This window comes from Cohnella sp. GCM10020058 (assembly GCF_042683485.1).
Classification (GTDB): domain Bacteria; phylum Bacillota; class Bacilli; order Paenibacillales; family Paenibacillaceae; genus Cohnella.
This window is the reverse complement of record NZ_JBHUJV010000009.1, coordinates 753,119-773,111: the sequence shown is the minus strand read 5'-3', so window position 1 is coordinate 773,111 and position 19,993 is coordinate 753,119. Positions and strand designations below refer to the sequence as shown.

Annotated in this window: 14 protein-coding genes; 9 read left to right on the top strand and 5 right to left on the bottom strand. The window is 54.4% G+C overall.

The genetic code is table 11. The features are described from left to right. From ACFSR7_RS18710 to ACFSR7_RS18700, 3 genes are all read right to left on the bottom strand, one after another. Nucleotides 1-3,001: RCC1 domain-containing protein (locus ACFSR7_RS18710; protein WP_378164147.1), on the bottom strand; the 3,001-nt coding region annotated here is incomplete at its 3' end. Nucleotides 3,002-3,278: 277 nt separating this feature from the next. Continuing rightward, nucleotides 3,279-6,479, bottom strand: a complete 3,201-nt coding sequence (locus ACFSR7_RS18705; protein WP_378164145.1) for an efflux RND transporter permease subunit — start codon at nucleotides 6,477-6,479, stop codon at nucleotides 3,279-3,281. Further along, nucleotides 6,476-6,967 carry a MarR family winged helix-turn-helix transcriptional regulator gene (locus ACFSR7_RS18700; RefSeq protein WP_378164143.1) on the bottom strand — a complete coding sequence of 164 codons (492 nt, stop codon included), beginning with the start codon at nucleotides 6,965-6,967 and terminating at the stop codon, nucleotides 6,476-6,478. The genes ACFSR7_RS18705 and ACFSR7_RS18700 overlap by 4 nt, the downstream gene beginning before the upstream one ends. Nucleotides 6,968-7,282: 315 nt before the next feature. On the opposite strand from ACFSR7_RS18700, the gene ACFSR7_RS18695 reads away from it, so the two are divergent. Genes ACFSR7_RS18695 through ACFSR7_RS18660 form a run of 8 tightly spaced genes read left to right on the top strand, consistent with a single transcriptional unit; the run spans nucleotide 7,283 to nucleotide 17,531 of the window. Next, a complete protein-coding gene (locus ACFSR7_RS18695; protein ID WP_378164141.1) occupies nucleotides 7,283-8,182 on the top strand; it encodes a hypothetical protein in 900 nt (299 codons plus the stop codon). Between the two features lie 3 nt (nucleotides 8,183-8,185). Further along, nucleotides 8,186-10,381, top strand: coding sequence for a cellulose biosynthesis cyclic di-GMP-binding regulatory protein BcsB (locus ACFSR7_RS18690; protein ID WP_378164139.1), 2,196 nt, complete (start codon nucleotides 8,186-8,188; stop codon nucleotides 10,379-10,381). Nucleotides 10,382-10,424: 43 nt separating this feature from the next. Further along, nucleotides 10,425-11,798, top strand: coding sequence for a sugar phosphate nucleotidyltransferase (locus ACFSR7_RS18685; protein ID WP_378164137.1), 1,374 nt, complete (start codon nucleotides 10,425-10,427; stop codon nucleotides 11,796-11,798). Nucleotides 11,799-11,802: 4 nt separating this feature from the next. After that, nucleotides 11,803-12,051: a hypothetical protein gene (locus tag ACFSR7_RS18680; protein ID WP_378164135.1), complete on the top strand. Its 249-nt coding sequence runs from the start codon at nucleotides 11,803-11,805 to the stop codon at nucleotides 12,049-12,051. After that, nucleotides 12,045-14,447, top strand: coding sequence for a cyclic di-GMP-binding domain-containing protein, MshE-related (locus ACFSR7_RS18675; protein WP_378164639.1), 2,403 nt, complete (start codon nucleotides 12,045-12,047; stop codon nucleotides 14,445-14,447). Before ACFSR7_RS18680 ends, ACFSR7_RS18675 begins: the two co-directional genes overlap by 7 nt. 35 nt (nucleotides 14,448-14,482) lie before the next feature. Then, nucleotides 14,483-15,487, top strand: coding sequence for a glycosyltransferase family 2 protein (locus ACFSR7_RS18670; protein ID WP_378164133.1), 1,005 nt, complete (start codon nucleotides 14,483-14,485; stop codon nucleotides 15,485-15,487). Then, a complete protein-coding gene (locus ACFSR7_RS18665) occupies nucleotides 15,456-15,860 on the top strand; it encodes a GtrA family protein (RefSeq protein ID WP_378164131.1) in 405 nt (134 codons plus the stop codon). Before ACFSR7_RS18670 ends, ACFSR7_RS18665 begins: the two co-directional genes overlap by 32 nt. A gap of 51 nt (nucleotides 15,861-15,911) precedes the next feature. After that, nucleotides 15,912-17,531 (top strand): ArnT family glycosyltransferase, encoded by a 1,620-nt coding sequence (locus ACFSR7_RS18660; RefSeq protein WP_378164129.1) that lies wholly within the window; start codon nucleotides 15,912-15,914, stop codon nucleotides 17,529-17,531. Nucleotides 17,532-17,533: 2 nt separating this feature from the next. Here ACFSR7_RS18660 and ACFSR7_RS18655 read toward each other — a convergent pair whose 3' ends face one another. Together ACFSR7_RS18655 and ACFSR7_RS18650 are read right to left on the bottom strand one after the other, a co-directional pair. Then, nucleotides 17,534-18,481 carry an alpha/beta hydrolase gene (locus ACFSR7_RS18655; RefSeq protein ID WP_378164127.1) on the bottom strand — a complete coding sequence of 316 codons (948 nt, stop codon included), beginning with the start codon at nucleotides 18,479-18,481 and terminating at the stop codon, nucleotides 17,534-17,536. Between the two features lie 186 nt (nucleotides 18,482-18,667). Beyond that, nucleotides 18,668-19,243, bottom strand: a complete 576-nt coding sequence (locus ACFSR7_RS18650; RefSeq protein WP_378164125.1) for a nitroreductase family protein — start codon at nucleotides 19,241-19,243, stop codon at nucleotides 18,668-18,670. Nucleotides 19,244-19,493: 250 nt separating this feature from the next. Here ACFSR7_RS18650 and ACFSR7_RS18645 point away from each other — a divergent pair, with 250 nt between their 5' ends. Then, a complete protein-coding gene (locus ACFSR7_RS18645; protein WP_378164124.1) occupies nucleotides 19,494-19,982 on the top strand; it encodes a hypothetical protein in 489 nt (162 codons plus the stop codon). Nucleotides 19,983-19,993 lie beyond the last annotated feature (11 nt).

Genomic DNA, 19,993 nt, shown 5'->3' with positions numbered 1-19,993 from the left:
AGTGGTTCGTCAGCAAGTACCGTTTGCCGCCTTCAACATCGATGCGCTGCGAAATGTTCGCATTTTCCCATGCCGGGATTCCCGTCGCCGCGATTCTGTACGCCTTCGTTCCCGCGTATACTGGCGTGCTCACCAAACTCACCGAGCCCGTTGCCGCATTTGGCGTGATTTCTTGCGTCCAGTTGGTTGCCCCGTTCACCGTCGCAATCTCGAAGTCGCCGTTCTTAACCAGATTGGTATCCGCGCCTGCCGTGTACTCCAGTCGCATATCGTCCACAGATACCGTGCCCGCGCCGCCGTTTGCATTGGCCAGCACCGCTACGCGAACCGTCGCTCTTGTCGTTCCTGCAGGAATCATTCCCTGCAGATCGATATCGCCGTAGCCATTGGTCAGCGCGTTGTAGTCCGTATGGTTCTCGCCCAGCATCTGATAGCTGTCATTGTAGAACCGTATGAACACTTGACCCAAACTTTGATTCAGCGCTTCGACATTCAGCTTGCCGCTCAGCTTGTAGCCACGGCCCGCCGTTACCGGCACTTCTTGCTGCACAGCCGCATCGTTCCACTGCGACAGTCCGCTCGCCGTGATGCGCACCGCGCGGCTTCCTGCCGCTACCGGCGCGCTAATTGTGCTGAACGTACCCGTCGCGCCGCTCGGCAGACTCGTCTCCCAGCTTACCGGCTTCGTCCCGTTCGCGTTCTCGAAGCTCGCGTTGTCCAGCAGATTGTTGTCCGTCGTGTAGACCAGGCTCAACTTGTCCGTGTAGATCGTGCCCGATCCGTTTGTATCGTTGGCCACGAGGTACAGCTTGACTTCAGCCGTCTTCGCATTCGCCGGAATGTCGCGCAGTTGCTCCAGCGTGATATAGTCATTGGTCAACTCTTTAAAAACCGTCTGGTTCTGCCCAATGTACTGCTGATTGGCATCGTAGAACCGTACGCTCATTTCCACTTGCGCACGGGTCAGGGACTCTACCTTCAAGTGGTTCGTCAGCAAGTACCGTTTGCCGCCTTCAACATCGATGCGCTGCGAAATGTTCGCATTTTCCCATGCCGGGATTCCCGTCGCCGCGATTTTGTACGCCTTCGTTCCCGCGTACACTGGCGTGCTTACCAGACTCACCGAGCCCGTTGCTGCATTCGGCGTGATTTCTTGCATCCAGTAAGCAGCAGAGCCGGTTCCAGCCTGTTCAAAGCTACCGTTCTTTAATAAACCTTCGCTTGCAGTAGATTCAATTGCAACAGCGTTACTCTTACCAGAGAAATTTCCTTTCTTATCCTTAGACCGGACAGATAGAATATGAGGTTGGCTAGAATCAATGTTCATAGCCACGCCAGATACAGCAGCGCCGATCATTTCGTCTCCATCGAAAATATAATAGCCTTCAATACCTACAGAGTTAGCTTCTACGGCAGTCCAAGTTGGAGTTGCTTTTTCTGTCTCATAATTCATCGATACCGACAAGTTAGTTGGTGCCTTCGGCTTAGTTACAGCCTCGATCTCTCCACTTGCAGGGGATAATCGGCCACTCTCGTCTACCGCTTTAACTGTATAACGGTAAAGCTCGTTCGATTTGAGCCCAGCAATCGTCGTTTGATTTTCAACGATTCCAGTCTTGACTACGCTTGAGCCATTAAATAGCTGATATGTCAATGTGCCTTCTGCCGACGCAGGCGCCTCCCAAGAGAGCGTTACTGAGGAATCCGTCGTTTGCGTCGCGCTTAGGTTTGAAGGTGCCGTTAATTGGGTATCTCCTAAATGGAAGACAATGATAGGTTCCCCAATTGTGGAAAGAGCGGTGCCATCAATCTGCCCCAACGTATTATCGCCCCAGGCAGATACGTTACTCTCCGTGCCTACTGCAAGCGTATGAGTAAATGAATCTGCTAAATACTTAGCGCGAAATGGTAGTATGACAGGCGTCTTTACCGGTGTTGCAGGCGAGCTAGCGCCTAATTGTCCACTTGCATTGGAGCCCCACCCATGCAATGTCTTGCTCTTAGTTAGGGCAAAGCTACTTGAATTGTCTGTAGCGATATCAATGACATCGCTAAGCGCTAATTTGAAAGGTACCGATCTTGCGGCAGTGCCGCCGTCTCCAAGTTGACCTTCAGCATTGGCTCCCCACGTCCATGCCGATCCGTCGCTTTTTAAAATCAGGGTATGTTTCGCTCCTGCAGAAACGGATTGAACAGAGCTGACGTAATTATTGAGGATCGGGACGCTCTTGTTGATTAAGGTGTTATCTCCTAACTGTCCCGAATCGTTTAATCCCCAAGTATAAAGCATCCCTTTGCGCGTCAATGCCAACGCGTGGTTGGCACCTGTACCGATGGATTGAATATCGGAGATGCCGGAAACTTTTACTGGCTCCGTGCGATTAATCGTAGACTGATCGCCTAACTGCCCGTACGTATTTTGTCCCCACGCCCATACGGTTCCATCTTGTAGCAATGCCAAGTTAAATCGATCCCCGCTGGAAATCGCTCTTACGGAGGTTAAATTGTGTACTTGGACCGGACTCGTGCGATCCGTTGTGCTTCCATCGCCTAACTGTCCCGAATCGTTGCTCCCCCAAGCCCAAACGGTACCGTCAGCCTTGAGGGCTAGAGAATGTTCTGCCCCCGCGCTCACTTCGACTATAGATGTGATTCCATTAACTTTAACTGCCTTGCTTGCCGCTTGAGTACTGCCGTTTCCAAGCTGACCCCGATTATTGCCTCCCCATGTATACACATTTCCGTTATTTTTAACGACGATCGTGTGCCTCTGACCGCCAGCTACATTAGACTCTGGCTTTAAAAACTTACGAAGTAAATTCCCCTTAATATCGTATTGATAATTTGTTTTATATTTGAGGCTATTTATATAGCCATCGGATATAAGATGGTTATTGGAGTTGTATTGATAGCTGTACTGTTGCGCCCCGTACACTTGCCCCGTAAATAAAAAAACTGACAAAGCTGATAAACATGCGGCAAGTCGATTTTTCCTTTTCATCTTTATTCTCCCTTGTTGTTATTTAAAACGAAAAATATTGGTTATTATCCATACATAACCACCATTATATTATTTTTTCTTAATATGTATATGATTTTTTAATCTAAAATTTAACTTGTGTTCACATAGTTTTAAGCATTGAGGGTGAGCAAATCAAAAACAGACAAACCGTTAAATTTTCTGAAACTAAAAAAATAAGACGATCAATCCCTGGTTTAATAACAGGAATCGATCGCCTCTAAAATTTAGGGCTATAGCGAATTTGAAACTAATGATTTTAAACTCCGTGCGGTGACCGCTCCAGAGTCGGGGATTTGCCGCCATCAGACGGCGATCGCCGGCCCATGAACGGCCACCAGTTCGCCTCGCCGAACGTGCGCACCATGACCGGCACGAACAGCGGCAGCACGATTACCGCGTACAGGAACAGCCCGCACAGCACCATCGTCGCGATCTGCAGCAGCGACATGACGCCCGACGGCAGCATCGCCGCGAACGTGCCGCCCAGAATGAGCGCGGCGGACAGGATGACGGTGCCCATGTTCCGCATCGCCTTCAGGATCGCTTCTTGCGGCGGCAGGTTCCGGTATTCGCGGAATCGGTCCATCAGGAAGATGCTGTAGTCGACGCCGAGCGCGATCAGCAGCACGAAGCCGAAGAACGGAACGGTCCAGCTCGTGCCTGAATGCCCGAGGATCCGCACGAAGATGAGCTCCGTGATCGCAAGCGACGTGTAGTACGTTCCGAGCAGCGAGATGACCAGGTAGATCGGAATCACGATCGATCTGAACATGAAGATCAGGATCAGACCAATGCCGATCAGCATGAGCACGACCGTCCGCGAGTAGTCGGCGGAGGAGATCTCGTGCAGGTCGTTGTTGGCGCTGGTGGCGCCGCCGATCTCGTGCGTCGAGCCGGCAGCATAAGCCGTGCCCTTCAAGCCGCGGTCGATCGCTTGCTGCAGCGGATCGATCAGCTTCATCGTCTCGAGCTCGTACGGATTGCCCGAGAAAATGACGTCGAACGTCGTGATCTTGCGATCCTTCGAGGCGTAGACGTCCAGCGCCTGTTGGAAGTCCGCACGCTGAATCGCGTCCGCCGGGATGAACCAGCCGCTCAGGTCGCTGTCCGATGCCGAGGACAGCTCGCCGATGTAGTCCTGCGCCGACTTCAGGCCGCCCGACACCTGGTCGAGACCGCTCACGCTCTTATCCAGGCCGCTCGTCAGCTCGCCCAGCTGATCGTTCAGCTGCGCGAAGCCGTCGCCGAGCTGCTGCTGGCCGTCCGCCAGCTTGTCGAGTCCGCCGGTCACGCCGGGCAACTGACCGACGATCTGGCCCTGCCCGTCGGCTGCCTGCTGCAAGCCGCCTTGCAGCGAAGCGATGCCTGCGGACAGCTTCGCGAGCCCCGCCGACAGCTGCGCTTGGCCGTCCGCGGCTTGCGAGAGACCCGCGTTCGCTTGCTTCAGCCCCGCCGTCGCGCCGTCCAGCTTGGCGTTCAGCTGCGACATCCCGCCCGCCAGCTGCGAGGCGCTGGATTGCAGCTGGCCGAGCGAAGTGACCGCCCGCTGGTAGTCCGCATCCGAAGCCAGCTCCGGATACTTGTCGCCTAATCCGCCGATGCCCGTGCCGAGATCGGCAAGACCGTCCGCCAGCTTCTTCTGCTTGGCGGCAATGTCGCTGTAGCCGGCGCCGAGCTGAGCGAGCCCGCTCGCCAACTGGGCGTAGCTCGCTTCCAGCTTGCGGCTCGCGGCCAGCAGCTGGTCGGCGCTCTTCTTCGCCTGCGCGGCGCCTTGCCGGAGCTCGCCGGCACCGGCCGTGCCGCTCTTCAGCCCGCTCTGCACGGCTTTCAGGCCGCTCTCCAGCTGCGCGATGCCGCTCTTCAGCGACTGCGTGCCCGCCACGAGCTTGTCGGCGCCCTCGGCCGCACCGCTGAGCTTGGACGCGTTGGCGCTTAGCGATTTGCTCGCGTCGGCGAGTCCCTTGGACACCTGGCCGATGCCTTCGGCGCCTTGGTCGAGCCCGCTGCCGAGCGTGTCGACCTGCGACGTCACCTGAAAGTCCTTGGGCGCCTCGCCCGTCGGCCGCGTCGCGCTCCGAACCGCCTTGACGCCATCGACGCCGGCCAGCTCGCGGCTCACGCGCTCGATCATCGCGAGCCCTTCGGACGTGTCGATCGCCTTGTCGGTCTTGAGCACGACCGTCGTCGTGAGCGACTCGCCCGGACCGAAGCTGTCGGCGATGACATTAAAGCCCTTGACCGATTCGTAGCGGTCGCCGATCTCGTCAAGCGAGTTGAAGGAGATCGAGCCCTTATAGATGGAGAGAAACGGCGCCAGCACGATCGCCAGCACGAGCAGCGACCAGAGCGGCCGCTTCAGGGAGAAGCTGCCCATGGCGCCCCAGAAGCCGCTCGGCTTGTGCTCGAGCGAGCCGCGCGTCGGCCAGAAGATGGCTTTGCCCAGCACCGCCATAAAAAACGGCACGAGCGTTACAAGCGCGATCAGCAGCACCGCGACGCCGACGGCGACCGCGACGGCGGATTGGTACAGGCTGAACGTGGAAAATCCGATGCAGGCGAAGCCGACGAGCACGGCCAGACCGGCATACATGACGGTTTTCCCCGCTGTCCGGTACGTCGTCAAAATGGCCCCGACCTTATCTCCGCCGTTATGCGCCAGCTCTTCCTTAAACCTGCTGATAAGCAGGATGCAGTAGTCCGTGCCGATGCCGAACATGACCGCGACCATGAAAATCTGCGTGAAGTTCGACAACGGAAAATCGAGGTATTTCACCAAATAAGAAACGACCGACTGCGCCGCGATGTAGCTGATACCGACGGTGAGCAGCGGGATGAAGGGAGCGATCGCGGACCTGAACACGAGGAACAAAATCGCCAGAATGAAGACGACGGTAATGTACTCCGTCTTGTGCAGCCCTTCCTGGGAGCTCTGGACGACGTCCTCCTGGATGATCCAGTTGCCGGTATAGTAGTGGTCGACCTTGACGTCGGCTATCGCATCCGACAGGTCCTTCCGCACGTCCGACAGCTCGCGTCCGCCCGTATCGACCGAGAGCAGGGCGAGCACGGTCTTGCCGTCCTTGGACACCATCTGGTCCTTGAGCTCAGCCGTATCGAAATGCGTCGTGACCGACACGATGCCAAGCTTCTCTTTCTCGGACTCCAGCTTGTCGATGCCTGCCTTGATCTCGGACATCTGCGCATCGGTCAGCGCGGCGTCGCTATGGAAGACGAGCACGGTCGAGTTGCCGCTGCCTCCTTCGCCGTCGCCCGCACGCTGCGCATCCCGTTCATGGAGCAGCTCACTCGCGTTCGTCGACGTGTAGCCGTCCGGTACGGTGATCTGCCCCTTCTCCCGCACCAGGTCCGCCATATTCGGCGCAGTCAGCACGAGACCGGCCAAGACGGCGAGCCAGAGCGCGAGCACCGCCCATCTGAATTTTACGATGCTTCTCATGAATGCCCGCCTCCCCTCTCCTCGGTAGCTTGGCTTCCGCTATCCATGACGGCGCGAGCCAGCTTCTCGTAGGTTTCTATGAACTGATCAGCTTCGGCCTCGTCGAACGCCGACACGTACGCGCCGAGCAGCGATCCGATCCGCTCGTTCAGGTCGGCCGCCATTCGGCCGCCCTCCTCCGTCAGCCGCAAGTATACGACCCGCCGATCCTTGTCGTCCGGGCTGCGCACGATCAGGCCTTTGTCCACCAGACGCGTCACGATCGCCGTAATCGAGCTCTTGCCCACGCAGAATACGTCGGCCAGCTCGGTCGACGTGCAGTCGTCGCGCGTCCCCACGTACTGAATGATCGCGAACTGATCCAGCGTCAGATCGCCGGGCATCTCGTCCCGCAGCAGCGCGGTCATGCGCCGGTTTACGGTAAACATCGCAGCCTTGTAGCGCTCGATGAGACCGTTAAGCTTCGGTCCAGCCAGCAATAATATCACCCTCTAATTATTCGATAGTTGAATTGTTTTATTATTGAACTATATCAAGATTGATCGTACTCGTCAAACATGGTTCAAATTAGAAGGAGGATGTATATGTCTTTTTGTCGAAAACAGGAGTTAAGTCGCGTATATATTTTCCTTCCCATAATGTACATATGACTTAATGTGTAATTTCCACTCAAAAGTTTCATTTTTCTGCGATAATGTTCAGTATCGCTGAAGTCGGTGTAAAAAACTAAATACGTTCCGAAGTTGGAAAACTGAAGAAAGATGTCGAGTGCTTATGCGCTTGCCGACACTCAGGAGGTACCTATGAATCATAGTCTTGCCGGATTACAATGGATCCGTTGGTTCGTACAGCTCGCTTCACTCGGATTTGCAGCTATTTATACATACGGCACGGTGCCGTTATATTCCGATAATCAAATATGGTTTTGGCTGTCTGCTACCCTTCTAGTATTTGCTATGATCCGCAGACCTTTTGAAGCTTTCGCCGCAGCGCTAATCATCCTGCTGGGATATGGCGGATTTGCGATTTATAGGCTGTATGAGGCGGACTGGTCGCTCTCGTTTGGCTGGAACGACTTGATCTGGCTTGCTGTCTTTCCTTATATGTCCGCTGTGGGAAGCATCGGCAGGCTCGCCGAAGCGAGCGGATTGGCTGCCGAGCGGGCATCGCTTTACGAGGAGCTGCAGGGAGATGGCGCAGCGAACGAGCTCGAGCCGAATACGGTGGATTCGCAGCACGGTTTTCTTGGCGGTACTGCTTTTGCGTTCCTACTGGAAGAAGAGGTACTCCGCACTCTCCGCGAACGCGCACGCTTCAGATTGCTCCTTGTGGAGATTGAGCAATTCCGCATTTACAGACGGATGTTCGGCTACGATCAATCCCAGTTGCTGCTGAATCAGACGGCAGCGTTCATTGGCGATCTACCTGAGCCTCCTTTGGCTAAGGCACACCTTGGTGAGGGGCGGCTAGCGGTGCTGATGCCAGAGCAACCTGCCGAAGTAAGTGACGAGGATATGCTGGCCCTGGTTAAAGAGCGGCTGTCTGACGAATTTTTTGCCATGCTCGTCATGCGGCCACGAAGAGAAGCTGCACTTAAAATTCGGCTTAGGTTTGGCACGGCAGAATGCCCTGCGGACGGAATCGAAGCCAAAACGCTTCTGGAAAAAGCCCAGGCCGAGCTGGAATGGAACGAGGTGTCTTAGCATATGACAACAACAGTTTTTTTACGCAAAAAGCTGCTCTCCACGATGCTGGCCGCCGTCCTTCTGCTTCTCCTTGCATCTCCGCCCTCCGCCGCTGCCGCGGAGACGGTCGCAGCTGTGCAGGGCAATGACGGCGTTCGTATTCTGTTTAATGATGACCGTACCTTTAAGGGAAACAGCGCGAGCCAGGACGCCTACTTTGAGGTCGGGCAAGGCCTCGTCTCCGCCGCTGGCTCTTATATCGACCTCTTTATCTCCCATTCGAACACCTTGCTGTCTGAGTTGTCCAGCCTAACCGTGCTCGTCGATGACGTCCCAGTCGACAGCATCCAACTGACGACGGAGAATGCCAACCGTACAGAGTGGCGCGTCGGCCTCCCCGACGCGAACCTGAAGGCGGGTTATCACAAAATTACGCTGGCCGCCAAGCTTCGCTCCAACAATCTGATCTGTGAGGATCCGGACAACCCGTCCTCATGGCTGGTTGTCATGAGTTCTAGCCGGATCAAGTTGAAGCTCGTGCCGAACGGAGAGCCGGCGAACCTCGGCAACTATCCTGGACCGTTCGTCGCACGCGGTGAGGCGGATCCGATAAAAGCCGTCCTGATCGTTCCAGACACTCCAAGCAAAGCTGAGTTCGCAGCAGCCGCCCGGCTGTCCCAGTATCTAGCAGCGCAAACATCTTCCGGACGGCTCTTGGTACCGATATTCACGGAGTCAGATGCAGGCGAAGATTTACTCGCATCGAACAACGCGATATGGATTGGCGGCGAGTCTCGCTGGAAAGGCGCCGGTGTTAAATTGATGACGGAGGGGGCGGACGCAGTTGCCCGTTCGAGCGCTCAGGACAGCGTCGGCACGGACTTCATTTCGTTGACCCCGTCCTCCTGGAATCCCGTTTTGTTACAATTGGTTGTATCTGGATCCGGAGATTCGCTTATCCGTGCCGCGGACATCCTTACCCATTCGGCACTTTATCGGCAATTGCAAGGCACTTCAATGCCAATACCGTCGACAGTTGAAGATTCGCTTCAACAAGCGCCGGAAACCGGAAATCCTTATGAGGTATCACTCGCGGATATCGGCTACAACAATCTGACGGTTCAAAACACAGCCCAAGGCAGCGTGACCGTCGTCTATCCGATTCCCGGCGGATGGGACCTCACGGACGGCGCAACGCTACGGTTAAAATTCACGCACTCCGAAGCGATAGCCTTCCACCATTCGAAGGCTACAATCCGCCTGAATGGGACGCCAGTATACAGCGTTGAACTGACAAAGGATACGGCAAAGAACGGCTTCCTCGAAGTGCCGTTGAACCCGTCTGTCATCGGAACGAGCCGTTCGCTGGCCATCGAAATCGCTTTTCAATTCGCGGAGCGTGCAGACGGAACTAACAGTACGTCAACATCCTCCGTTGTCTCATGCGGAACCAGCGGCCCCCTCGGGAGTTGGGCGCGAATCGATCCCGCTTCGACCATCAGCTATACGCCCGCTACGCGGCACACCGCCTACCTGCAGTCGCTGCCATTTCCCTATGTCGTCGGTGGCGCCTGGCAGCCAACGACATTTGTGCTGGAGCGTGCCGACACAGCCAGTCTTCAGTTGGCGATGACGCTAATCGGCGCCCTCGGAACCGGCAATCCCGATACGCAGAACATCGACCTGGTAACTACCGACGTCGCCGACTGGGCTGACCAACTTCAGGACCGTCATGTCGTGTATATCGGCACTACCGCATCTATGCCCATTAAACTCAGGGACTACGCCGGAAGCTATGCGAAGTTTGAAGAGACAGTCGTAACCGCCAAGTCCGGCGCCGTGCAGTTGCTGCCAGCGATCCAGCGTGATGCCGCATATATGCAACTAACAACGTCGCCGCTCGGCATCGATACTGACCGGAGGCTGCTCGTTCTGACGGCCACTTCGACTAAGCGGCTGTCTTTGCTCTCAACCGCACTGGTGGGCGATGCGGAAGGTGACGGCCTGAGCGGACGTTTCGTTGCGATCGACAGTCAAGGCAAATTGTATGCATTCCCAGATACCCAGGATGCTGAGGCTTCCTATGAAATAAAACCCTCCAAACAGTCGCGCTGGTCCGTATCGGGCGTGAGCGTGCCAATGTTCGGCCTTGCATTCGTCGCCATTATGGTATTGGCATTCCTCGCGCTATGGTTCAATCGCCGCAAGCAGGATTGAGGCTTGATAGATATCTCGGAAAACGATGAAAGGAGGGGCAAGCATGAAGATCATACTGCTCGCCGGCGGCGCTGGCACGCGGCTATGGCCGCTATCGACGGGAGCCGTTTCCAAGCAATATCTCGCCTTAATGAAGGATGCAGACGGACGAAGACTATCGATGCTCCAGCACACGATCGCCCGTCTTAAATCGTCATCCCTGCTCTCTCAAGCTGTCGTCTCAACCTCTGCGGCACAATTGCCACTCATCCGCGCTCAGCTCGGGACGAGTATCGCTTGCGTCGTGGAGCCCGAGCGAAGAGACACGTTTCCCGCTATATCACTGGCTTGCTCCTACCTATTCGACCAAGATCGCGCATCCGGTGAAGAGATTGTCATCGTTTTGCCCGTGGACGCCGGCGCCGACGCGGCCTTCTACGCATCGCTGACCCGCCTGGCCGAACTACTGGGAGAGCCAGGGGCTCCGGAAATTGGACTGGTCGGCGTTCGTCCAACCAGTCCTTCCTCTCAATACGGATATATTCTAAGCGGGAAACAGCCATTCGGAGGGACTCTGCTACGCGCCTCCGGCTTCAAAGAGAAGCCCGACGAAGCGTTAGCCGAACAGCTCATCGCGGAGGGCGCACTGTGGAACTGTGGCGTTTTCGGGTTTCGGCTCAGCTACTTCCTCAATCTTCTCGCAAGCCGCGGTTATCCGACTTCCTATAAAGAGCTTCACGAAAATTTCCCCTCCCTCCCTGCGCGAAGCTTCGATTATGAAGTACTCGAGCAGGAGCCACGTATCGGTTGCCTGCGCCATGACGGCCCGTGGAAGGATCTCGGCACCTGGCATGCGATCGCGGACGATCTCTCCGAACCGATGAATGGCTTCGGAATCATCGATGAAGCAAGCAGCGGTACGACGGTGCTGAACGAACTGAAGGTACCGGTCCTTGTCAGCGGATTAAAGGATGCCATCGTCGTCGCTGGGCAAGAGGGCATTCTTATCTGCGCCAAGAGCGCCATTTCCGGCATCAAACCGCTTGTCAGGCGACTAAACGAGTCCGAGGACGCTACCCCCTCCATCCCTGGTCAAGGGATGCAAAAAGCACAGCATGACATCGGCTTTGGCACCTTGGAGCTCGACCGGGGGCCGTCGTCCGCAAGTTCACCGCCAGTCGTAACAAAACTGCATCGCCTCCCGCGGTGCGGGGTGCTGCATGCCGAGGCAGACGGGCGATGCTATGTCTGGACCTTGACTGCCGGTTCCGGCACCTACATCAGTGCAGAGGGTGATCAGCCGGCACTGTTGGGCGTTCCTTACGTCGGCCCTGCCGGCGCGTCATTTTTGGCCGATGCGGACGCGCAGCTCGTAGAAACGACAACCTGTGCCGCGTTAGCTGTTCCACAGACGGCTAGCGTCATGAAGGAGGTTTGACGCTATGGGCAATAGAAATGCTTGGATTCGCAGAGAACGTTTCATCGTTGGATTTGCGCCGGACGACGTACAACGAGAACTTGCGAAGCTTCGCAAGCGAAACGAGCGCGTCAACCAGGCGATTGAAGAAGAGCGCCTGGCATTCGGTCGGCTACAGACCGAAAAGTGGGCGATTCGTGAGGAATTGCGCCGACAGTTATCTGAGACTCAGCAGGAAGAATCCCGCCTGCTGCGTGACAGGGAGCCATCATGAGTCGGCTTAGGCTCAGGCTGAACGGCGCGGCGCCCTGGACGGCTGGAGCAGCGCTCCGCGATGCCCGGATCCGGCTGAAGAACGATCAGGAGCGTCTGAAGCGCCAGCGGTCCTTACAGCACAAGCAGCTTGGGCATATCGACCACGAGATTGAAGAGCTTCGTCGTCGACTGTCTGCCGCCCGCGCGCGCGTAAGGCTGCTCGGTCAAACCGACGCCGTCGCCTGGCTCGTGGAGGCAGCGCCTCGGCTGTATCATTTACCCGAACAACCGGTAGAGGGTTTCCTTCGAGAAGGAGCACCGGCTCCAATCCTGAAGGAGGCGATCCTTCAGGAACCGCCAACAATGAATGATACGCCGCTACCGCGGCTCGGCGATCGGCTTGTTCATGACGGTCATCTGCGTTCCGAGCAACTTACGGTTGCCATGGAGCGTCAGCAGGCTTACGGCGGAAGGCTTGGAGATATTCTCATCGAGATGGGACTTGTCACGCCCGAGACGCTTATCCCATATATCAGCAATCCGGCCGAGAAGACGCGCCTTGGCGATCTGTTGCTGCAGTCAGGTCTTCTGACACAGCAACAGTTAGATAAAGCGCTCTCGTTCCAGCGCAAGAGCGGCGGCATATTGGGGGATATTCTGCTCTCTCTAAGATTCATTGAGCCGGAAGCTCTGTATCGAATTATAGCCAACCAGAACCGGATTGGTCGGGTCGGCACCACAGTAAGCGTCGATGCCGACACAAAGCTGCCCGAATCGGTTGCGCGAGAATTCGGCGCTATCATTATCCACGAATATCCAAACCGCTATCTGATTGCCGTGAGCGATCCGTTGAATGACGAACGCCGTCAAGCACTTGAGGAGATGCTCTCGCTGCCAGTGGAGCAGGTATTGGCCTCCAAGGGCGAGATGGAGCTATTCTGGGCTGAAGCCTACAATAGCGAGATGCTGCACGAGAGTACGAACAAACTCGCAGAGGATCAGCCTCACAACTCGGCCAGCAAGACATTTACCCGACCGCAATTGGTGTTCGCAGCAATAAGCATCGCTCTGCTCGCAACGGGGTTCGTATGGAGACCGCTGGCCACCCTCATAGGACTCAATCTAATTGTGCAGCTTTTTTACGTCCTCATGACATTGTTCAAATTCAATATTATATTAATCGGTTCGCGGACGAATGCCCAATTCCGCTTCTCTACCGAAGAAGTAGCTGCGCTGAACGAACGCGACCTGCCTGTGTACACGATTCTCGTTCCTATGTATAAGGAGAGCAGCGTAATTCCCAGCTTGATTGGCAATCTGGAGCGGCTGGATTATCCAAAAGCGAAGCTGGACGTAAGATTGCTTATTGAGCGGGATGACACCGAGGCAATAGAACTACTGCAGCGCATGAGATTGCCGTCCTACTATACGGTGCTCATTTTGCCCGACAGCTTGCCCAAGACAAAACCAAAAGCTTGTAACTACGGACTGATTCGGGCGCGGGGCGAATATGTGGTCATTTACGACGCTGAAGATCAACCTGATCGAGATCAGCTTAAAAAGGTCATTCTTACATTTAACCAAAGCTCGGAAGAGTACGCTTGCATTCAGGCCAAGCTCAACTACTTCAACAGCCGACAAAATTGGCTTACGCGGTGGTTTACGCAGGAATACAGCATGTGGTTTGAACTTCTGCTCCCCGGAATCATGAAGCTAGACGTTCCTATCCCGCTTGGCGGTACGTCCAACCATTTTAAGACATCGGTACTCAAGGAAATGGGCGCCTGGGACCCCTACAATGTAACCGAGGATGCGGACCTCGGTATCCGACTATACAAGGCGGGCTATAAAACTGCGATCGTCGATTCCCGAACTTGGGAGGAAGCAAACAGCCGAGTAGGCAACTGGATCCGTCAACGCTCCCGTTGGGTCAAGGGTTACATGCAAACATGGCTTGTCCATATGCGCAATCCTTTCAGGCTGTTTAAAGAGCTCGGATTTCGGGGATTTTTAGGCTTTCAGGTCATGATTCTAGCCACGCCTCTCCTGCCACTGCTGAACCCGATTTTTTGGGCACTGCTAGTACTATGGTTTGGTTGGCATCTTGGATTCATACGGACCTTTTATCCGGGTATCCTTTATTACATGTCAAGTCTTGAACTTTATCTTGGCAACTTCTTCTTCGTTTATAGCAATATCGCTGGTGTCTATTGGGTCATCCAGGCGCTTGAAAAGTCGAGGGATAATAGATTGTCATACGGACTGGTTCGCTCTGCCCTCCTTTCTCCGATCTACTGGGTGCTGATGAGCGTGGCTGCCATCAAAGCAGCATGGCAATTAATAACAAAACCTTTTTATTGGGAAAAGACCGTACATGGTCTGAGCGAAGGAACAGCGCAGGAGGAACACCATTGAACGACTTACATTAATTTATGAATGGAGGAAGGCTCATGGACGGGGAATTGCCTCGGCTTTCAGTGGTTATACCGGTGTACAATGAAAGCGGAAATTTGAGCCATGCACTGAGAGTGATCTCTGGTTGGATCGAGAAGGCCGAACCTGTCTATGAGCTTATACTAGTCGACGACGGATCTTCGGATAACTCTTGGGAGGAACTTGAGCGTATAGCTTTATCCGTACCCAACCTACACATGGTCAGACTCAGCCGCAATTTTGGGAAGGAGCTTGCCCTATGTGCAGGATTGATGCAAGCCCGTGGGGAAGCTGTCATCGTCATGGACGGCGATTTACAGCATCCGCCTGATCTGATTCCGGAAATGGTCCGATTATGGCGACAAGAGCATTATGATATTGTTGAATGCGTGAAGATTGAGAGGGGCAAGGAATCCTTCGTAAAGAAGCTCGGAGCCTCTATATTTTATAAAACGCTCAACAGCTTGACCGGATTTAACCTTAAAAACGCTTCCGATTTCAAATTACTTTCGTCAAAGGCGCTTGAGGCCTGGAAACTAATGCCTGAAAGAAACACATTTTTTCGAGGGATGACGGTGTGGACAGGCTTCCGCCGCGCGCAATTGCATTTTTCCGTTCCTCCCCGTTCCTCCGGCAACAGCAGATGGAGCATTTTACGGCTAAGCAGGCTTGCTGTAGAAGCCGTCGTCTCGTTTTCTACAATTCCGCTTAGACTTGTAAGTACTTTCGGAATGCTGTTTTTTGTGGGGGCTGTCGTTCTTGGGCTTTATACGCTATGGCAGAAGCTATCCGGTATTGCTGTTACTGGATTTACCACAGTTATTATTCTGTTGTTATTCATTGGCAGCATGATTATGATATTTTTGGGTATCATCGGCGAGTATATTGCTGCAATATATCATGAAACCAAGGGAAGGCCTCGATACCTCATCTCCGAGATTGAGAGCTCTTCCACTATGATTGCGGCTGCCGAGAGGAGAAAGCTAAAAAATGAAGCAGCTGCTTCGAACGAGATTCATTAAGTATGGACTCGTAGGATTACTCGGAACCATTGTTCACTTCGCAATTCTAATAATACTGGTTGAGCACTTCAATATAAAGCCTGTTCCAGCTTCCGCTATAGGTTTTGTTGTTGTATTGCTAATATCATTTGAACTGAATCGTAAATTTACGTTTAAAGAAGCGAAACGCGCTTCGAATCTTTATACTTTTGCTAAATATACCATTACCTCGGTGGCCGGTTTGGCTCTAAACTCAGGGATCATGTATGCATCTGTGAATCTCCTTAGTCAATCTTACTTATTCGGACAGGTATGCGTTACGATCGTTATTCCGGTGTTTAACTATTTTTTGAACCGCAGCTGGACATTTCGTTCCCCGATGGAAGGCCGGTGAATTTAGCCGTCAAAAGGTGAAGCAACATTTGCAAATGGAGGCCTTTATCCTATGCCGAGTGACCAAATGAAACTGAGCAGAGCGGAAAGGCTTCAGTCTCTAATCTTGTTCTCTATCGTATGCATTCCTGCTTTTTCCGTTGGTTTCTATATTGCTTACTTCCAAGGTTACATGCATTCGGATTCGGTCAGCCGTGTAGCAAATGCATTTTATGTTTTATATAGCCGGGATCCTCATCTAGCCGCCATTGGTTTTACATGGACGCCTCTTCCTAGCTTAATGGATTTAGTAGTACTGCTGCTGTATCCAATCTTTCCGACGTTGGCATCACATGGGATTGCCTCCATTGTAGTAAGCAGTTTGTTTTCCGGGTTAACCGTTGTGCTGTTATTTCAAACAGGGATTCGTTTCGGGTTATCAAAGTGGCTAAACATATTTATTGTGCTTTTGTATGCTTTTAATCCCTTTATTTTTTTGTTCGGAATCAATGGGCTTAGCGATTCGCCTTATATTTATTTCCTTATGTATGTCGTCATTCATTTCTCGTACTGGATGAACAATTCAAATCCGAGCCACTTAATTAGGTCGGGCTTTGCGTTAGCCCTAGCTTTTTGGACAAGATATGAAGCTGTTCCGGTTGGTGCGGGGCTCGCTCTTGCTGTTGTTATAGTCATCCTGTTGATGACGCGCGGGGGTCATCCCAGAGAGCGGAAGCTGAAAGAAAAGTTGTATCAGGTGGAAGCAACTTGGCTGCTTTTATTGTTTCCAGTTGTGTGCTCAGGATTGCTTTGGATTTTTTTCAACTATACGATAATGGACAATCCCTTATACTTTTTAAACTCCGAATATTCCAACACGGCCCAATCGGAATCTTTAAAGAACGACACGCGCTTCCAGGAAATATTTACTCATCCTTCTCTCGCTTTCTTATTGTGCGTCCAAAAAACGCTCTGGTTCTCTGTCCCACTCATCGGCGTGATTCTCATTCGCATAATGAACAAGAGGCTATTTAAGTGGGACATCCTTGTTTTATTATTGGTCTTTTGCTCGATTCCCGCACTTCAGTTTTTGCTGTTGCTCAACGCATCGTCCTTTGCCTGGTTCAGGTATTTTATGTATGTTTATCCACTCACAGTGGCATGGCTGCCTTATGAGCTCAGCAAGGTAAAAAAAAACGTACGAAATATTACTGTCGTAATAACCAGCCTAGTCGCTTCAATCGGTTTGTTAACGTATGCTTTAACCAATCCTCTTATCGCTCCTGACGAGCATACATTTCTAAGCTATAAATCTGGAAGACATATACAGAGCATTCAACTGGATCGCTCTGTTGCCAAATGGCTGGACGATAATTTACCCGATTCAAACATTTTAACGGACAGCGCAGCATCATTTATGATTATCGTAAATAGCAAATATCCGAAACGATTTTTAATCACAAGCGACATTGGATTCAGAACTGCGCTAAAGGATCCTCCCAGTCACGGAGTAGACTATATTTTGATTCCAAGAATACCGGTATATAGCACAATCAACGCCTCTTATCCGGATTTATTTGAACACGGAATCGCTTGGGCAAAATTATACAAAAGTTTTGAAGACCCTCAAAATTTTTATGAATGGCGCTTATACAAAGTCGAAAAACAACAACTTACCGATGTAGGTGACTAGCATTAATTATTAATGATATATTTATTCAGGAATTTCAGCACCTCGCCCTTATAAGTCTCCGGATCCGTCGTATACGCAGACCCGTGCTGCGCGCCGGGGACGATCAGCAGCGGCTTGTCCGGGGGAGCGGCGGCTTCGTGCAGCTTGTGGACCATCGCCGTCGGCACGAAGGTGTCGCTGGACCCATGGATAAAAAGGATCGGCCGCTCTGCTTTGGATACCTGCCGGACGACGGACGCTTCGCCGAAGAAGTAGCCGGCGCGGAGGCGGCAGACCAAACTTGTGAGCGGCAGAAGAGGAAAAGACGGCAGCTTGTACATGCGCTTCAGCTGATACGCGAGGATCTCCTTGACGGAGCTGTACGCGCAGTCGGATACGATGCACTTGACCTGCGGCGGCAGCGGCTCACCGCTCGTCATGAGCACGGTGGCGCCGCCCATAGAGATGCCGTGAAGCACAATCTGGGCGTCCGTGCCGACCCGGCGGACCAGCTCGCCGATCCAGCGCGCATAGTCCTTGCGTTCGTGCCAGCCGAAGCCGATGTAGCGGCCTTCGCTATGTCCGTGGCCGCGGGCGTCCGGCATGAGGACATGGTAGCCCGCCGCGTGATACTCGCGCGCGAAGGCCGCCATGTCTTCGCCCTGCCCGGAGTATCCGTGCGCGAGGACGACGGCGCGGTGCGAAGCGTCGGCGGCCGGCAAATAATGCGCGCGCAGCTTCAGCCCGTCGAACGACGTCATTTCCACCAGCTCAAAGGGCTGCCCGGCATACCAGGCCGCAGCGGAGTGCCAGCTGGACGCTTCGTTCTCCGGCAGGCTGGGATCGGCGCCGAGGAAGGCTTTGCTGCTCCGCGCAATCGCTACCCGGTACAGATACAGGCAAACAAGCGCAAGCGCGAGTACAAGCGCCGCGCAAGCAGCCACGGCGGACCACAGAACGACATGAGTCATCGGGCACATGCCTCCTTTCCGGTTTTGCATGAATGCATGAAACGGATTAGATAAAGAGAGCCTCGCCTCCGAAGAGACGAGACCGGTGTCCGTGTGAGAAGCCGCAGCTATAAGTTGCGCGCTAGCCCCTGCAATCATACATAAGGCTTCTGCATGCGCACCCGCCTGCAGAAGCCTTATGTTGTATTACTGCTCGATCCAATGCGTCTTGTCCGAACCCGGGACACGGGTTGCAGCGGACGGCGTTATGTCCGGATAACCGATATAAATGAAGCCCACGATCTCTTCGTTCCCCGTCAATGCAAACGCCTTGACCATCTCCTGATGCCCGAGGCCGTCGCCGGTGCGCCAGACAGCGCCCAGACCGGCATCGTACGCAGCCAGCAGCAAGTTTTGCACGGCGGCATGCGAGGCCGCCCGCTCTTCCCACAGGACTGCGCGCGGGTGATCCACTGCCGGCGAGCTAACCGCGACGATGACGACCGGCGAACGCAGCGCCTTGGCTTCTTCGCGGGAGAGACGATCCGCGCGGTCCTGCTCGCTCATGCCGGCGACCGCGGACTCTGCCATTGCCGCGTATGCACGGCCCAGCACGCGCCTGCCTTCGCCGGTCAGGACGACGAACCGCCAAGGCTCGGTCTTGTGATGGCTGGGCGCCCATGTCGCCGCCTCGATGACTTGCTCGATCAATTCACGAGCGACCGGCTCTTCCTTTACTTTGCCGATGCTGCGGCGTCCTTTAATCGCTTCTAAAAGCTCCATGTGCCAGATGCGCTCCTTTGCGTCCAATAGGATGGAATCCTTGTTTTTCATGCCCCTTTGATCATAACCCTTTGTGCGCCTCCGCTTCAAATCGCGGCATGAGTCCATTTGTTTCCGCGGCGTCTGCCGCGCTCGCCTTGAAGTCTGATATGAGTACTGAGCAGCGAGTCTTATTTTCATGTAAAATGGTAGTTGACCCTAACCATGTTCGGAAATCTATGGAACCCGGGGTCGGGAGGCTGGAGGATCGATGACCATACCTGATCAACCGTCGGCACTGTCCAAGGAAGAGCTCGCCGGACTGCTCGGCCGGGATCTGAAGCAATCGAACGGCGCGCAACTACCCGATACAGCGTTGTCCGGCGCCAAGCCCGGCGAGCCTGAATCGTCCCGCCAGGATCCGGCCGCAGCGGCCGTCGATCCGGCGTCCGCACGCGCGCAGGCCCGTTCGGCAGCCGACGGAGGCGACGATATACGCATGGTGCTGGATCACTGGGAACGTACCGTCGCGGGCTTGCAGCTGGAGCTGATCGAGCTGCGCAGCCGCGTGGCCCGCCTGGAGCAGCAGCTCGGCGAGGAGACAGCCCGTCCGGTGCCCCCTCACGCCTCTGGCCCGACCTCACATGCTGGCCGTGCCGTCACAAGCCCGAAGCCTGCGCCGGACGCCCCGCGCGCCGAGGAGGAGCCGTCCGCGCTCTCGCGCGTGCGTACATATCGCTCCAAGCGCGGCTGGTTCTAGCTTGCGCTCGC